Genomic DNA, 3075 nt, shown 5'->3' on the forward strand with positions numbered 1-3075 from the left:
GTTCGGCGCTTCGCGCCGCCCCGGGACGACAGACACGGTGAGCGCTCGCAGCGTCCGATCGCGACCGGCTCACCCCTTGCGCAGCGCCAGCACCTGGTTCGAGGTGTCGGCCATCGCCTTCATGAAGGCCGGTCCGTCGAGATAACCGAGCTCGACATTCATGCGCTTGGCCAGCTCGGCGGCGCGCTCGCTCTGCATCACCCGGGTGAACAGGTCGCGGTGCCACTGCACGATCGGCTCCGGCGTGCGCGACGAGATCAGCAACCCCTTCATGTTGTCCATCGACATCGGGTAGCCGAGCTCGGCCATCCCCTTCACGTCCGGAATGATCGCACTGCGATCCGAGAACGTCGCCAGGATGTAGGCGTTGCCGGCGTCGGCTTGCGACTTGGCCTCGGCCGGGATCACCAGCGTCATGTCGATCGAGCCGCCGAGCACGTCCTTGAAGGCGTCCGCCCCGCCGCGATACGGCACGTGATTGAGCTCGATGCCGGCCGCCTTCTCGAACGCCTGGAAGCCGGCATGCAGGATGCCGCCGACGCCGGAGGATCCATAGGCGAGCTTGCCGGGATTCTCCTTCGCACGCTTCACCAGGGCGTCGACGCTGTCCAGCGGCCCCTTGCGATTGGTCACCAGCACCATGTGCTCGCGATTGACGCGGCCGATCGCCTTGAAGTCGTCGAGCTTGTAGTTGAGCTTGGTGTAGTGCGGCAGCGTGGTGCTCTCGCTGCCGCCGCCGAGCAGCAGCGAGTAGCCGTCCGGCTCCAGATGCGCGACCACGTCGGCCGCGATGGCGCCGGCGCCGCCCGGCCGGTTCACCACGACGAACTTCACGGGCGCCAGTTCGTCGGCCGCCGCGGCGTAGAGCCTGGCGATCACGTCGGTGCCGCCGCCGGCCTGAAAGCCGACGAAAATCTGGACCACGCGGTTGGGCTGCCAACCGGCCTGCGCGGCCGCGGGCGAGACGGCCCGCGCCAAGACCCCCGGAGCCGCCGCCGTTCCGAGGGCGGCAGCGAGAAAGCGACGTCGGTCGATCATTGTGTCACCTCCCACGATGACGGTGTTCTGTTTTGGTTCGGGGGCTCCGTCCGCCCCGTCGTGACGGGGCGTGTCAGGCTTTCGCGGCGACCTTTCCGCTGGTGGGACCGGTCGTGACGGCCGGCCAGGCGACGCCCTTCTCGCGGCCGATGGCGGTGAGCTCCTCGACCAGGGCCGGAGGCAGGACGACGCCCTCGGCGCGCCGTGCCTCGGCGAGACGATGCTCGTACTCGCCGGCGTAGAGAATCTCGGTGAACCCGTCCGCCTTCGGCTCCGCCTTGAGCAGCGCGACGTAGTCGGCGAGCCGCTCGGTGAACATGGCGAGCGGCAGGAAGCGGCGGATGTCGAGCACCAGGAAGAAGTGGCCGACGTTCTGCGGCGCGTGCCAGTCCTCGTACATGTTGCGGATGTGCGGGCCGTAGCCGGCGCCGGTGAGCACGCCCGACAGGATGTCGATCCCCATCGAGAGGCCGGAGCCCTTGGCGCCGCCGACCGGCAGCACCGCGCCGTCGAGCGCCGCATCGGCGTCGGTGGTCGGACGGCCGGCCTTGTCGATCGCCCAGCCGAGCGGGATGGTCTCGCCGCGCTTGGCCGCCGAGAGGATCTTTCCGCGCGCGACGTGGCTGGTCGCCATGTCGAGCAGGAACGGCGCGCCCTCGCGGGTCGGAAACGCGATCGCCAGCGGGTTGGTGCCGATGAACGGACGCAGTCCGCCGGTCGGCGGCATGGTCTGCGAGGCGTTCGACATGACGATCGCCGCATAGCCGACCGCGGTCGCCTGCTCGGCGAAATACGCGGCGGTGCCGAAGTGATTGGAGGCGCGCACGCCGACGCAGGCGACGCCGTGCCGGCCGGCGCGGTCGAGCGCCACCTCGAGCGCCTTCTGGCCGACATAGGCGCCGAAATTGTTGCCGCCGTCGATCCGCACCGTGGCGCCGTCCTCGCGCTCGATGCGCGGCTCGGCGGCGACCTCGATCATCTTGCCGGCGACGCGCTTCAGATAGATCGGCATCCGCAGCACGCCGTGCGACTCGACGCCGCGCAGGTCGGCACAGACGAGCGAGTCCGCCACCACTTTGGCGACGTGCGCCGGCACGCCGGCTGCCTCGAAGACCGCGGCGCAGAAGGCGCCGAGATCCTCGGCCCGGACGGCGCCGCTCACGGCTTGAAGCCCCGCGCCGCCAGGGTCGCGTCGACCCAGCTGCGGTCCACGGTGCCGTCCGCGATCGAGGCGAGGATCACCTTCTCGCGCTCCATCTGGGCGTGACAGAGCGCCGCGATGGCGGCCGCCTCGTCGCGCGGGATCGCCAGCACGCCGTCGGCGTCGCCGATGACGATGTCGCCCGGACGCACCGGCATGCCGCCGACGCTGATCAGCCCGTTGATCTCGCCAGGGCCGTCCTTGTAGGGCCCGCGATGCGTGACGCCGCGCGCATAGACGGCGAAGGGCCGCGTCGCCATGCTGTCGGTGTCCCGCACCGCGCCGTCGACGACGAAACCGGCGATGCCCTTCTTGGCCGCCAGCGTCGTCATGATCTCGCCCAGGATCGAGTTGGTCAGCTCGCCGCCGGCGTCGATGACGATCACGTCGCCCGGCTCGGCCAGATCGATCGCCTTGTGGACCATCAGGTTGTCGCCCGGCCGGGTGCGCACCGTGAGCGCCACACCGAGCAGCGGCGTGCCGTCGTGATACGGCCGCAGGCCGGTGCCGCCGGCGAACAGGCGGGCCATGTTGTCGCTGGCGATCGGAGTGGGAACGCCCTCGAATGCCGCCAGCACGGCGGGATCGATGGCGGGGGCGCGGGGGGCGATGCTGAAGCCGATGGACATGGGACCTTCCGGATCTCGTGGTGCCCAAACGCTAGGCGCGGCTTGAACAGACGTCCAATAACTTGCTAGGCTCCGATTGATACAGAATACGTCTCGTAGCGTCGTGCCGCGAGCCTCCACCCCTTCCGCCCTCACCCTGAGGAGCGGCCGCAGGCCGCGTCTCGAACGGCGAGGGCGGCCCCGGAGGTCGGGTGGCCACATGGTTCG

At 70.1% G+C, this 3075-nt stretch carries 3 protein-coding genes; all 3 read right to left on the minus strand.

Going from position 1 to position 3075, the window contains the following annotated elements; all coding sequences use genetic code 11:
• Positions 1–69 precede the first annotated feature (69 nt).
• Positions 70–1038, minus strand: coding sequence for a Bug family tripartite tricarboxylate transporter substrate binding protein (locus CH341_RS30025; RefSeq protein ID WP_111423123.1), 969 nt, complete (start codon positions 1036–1038; stop codon positions 70–72).
• A 73-nt stretch (positions 1039–1111) separates the two neighbouring features.
• Complete coding sequence (locus CH341_RS30030; RefSeq protein WP_111423126.1) at positions 1112–2200, minus strand: Ldh family oxidoreductase; 1089 nt, start codon at positions 2198–2200, stop codon at positions 1112–1114.
• A complete protein-coding gene (locus CH341_RS30035) occupies positions 2197–2868 on the minus strand; it encodes an RraA family protein (protein WP_111423128.1) in 672 nt (223 codons plus the stop codon). The genes CH341_RS30030 and CH341_RS30035 overlap by 4 nt, the downstream gene beginning before the upstream one ends.
• Between the last annotated feature and the right edge of the window lie 207 nt (positions 2869–3075).

It is taken from the genome of Rhodoplanes roseus (assembly GCF_003258865.1).
Lineage (GTDB): Bacteria > Pseudomonadota > Alphaproteobacteria > Rhizobiales > Xanthobacteraceae > Rhodoplanes > Rhodoplanes roseus.

What these genes read in the sequence shown, in the direction of transcription:
- CH341_RS30035 (WP_111423128.1), bottom strand. Translation starts at nt 2,868, where the DNA reads ATGTCCATCGGCTTCAGCATCGCCCCCCGCGCCCCCGCCATCGATCCC.
- CH341_RS30025 (WP_111423123.1), bottom strand. Translation starts at nt 1,038, where the DNA reads ATGATCGACCGACGTCGCTTTCTCGCTGCCGCCCTCGGAACGGCGGCG.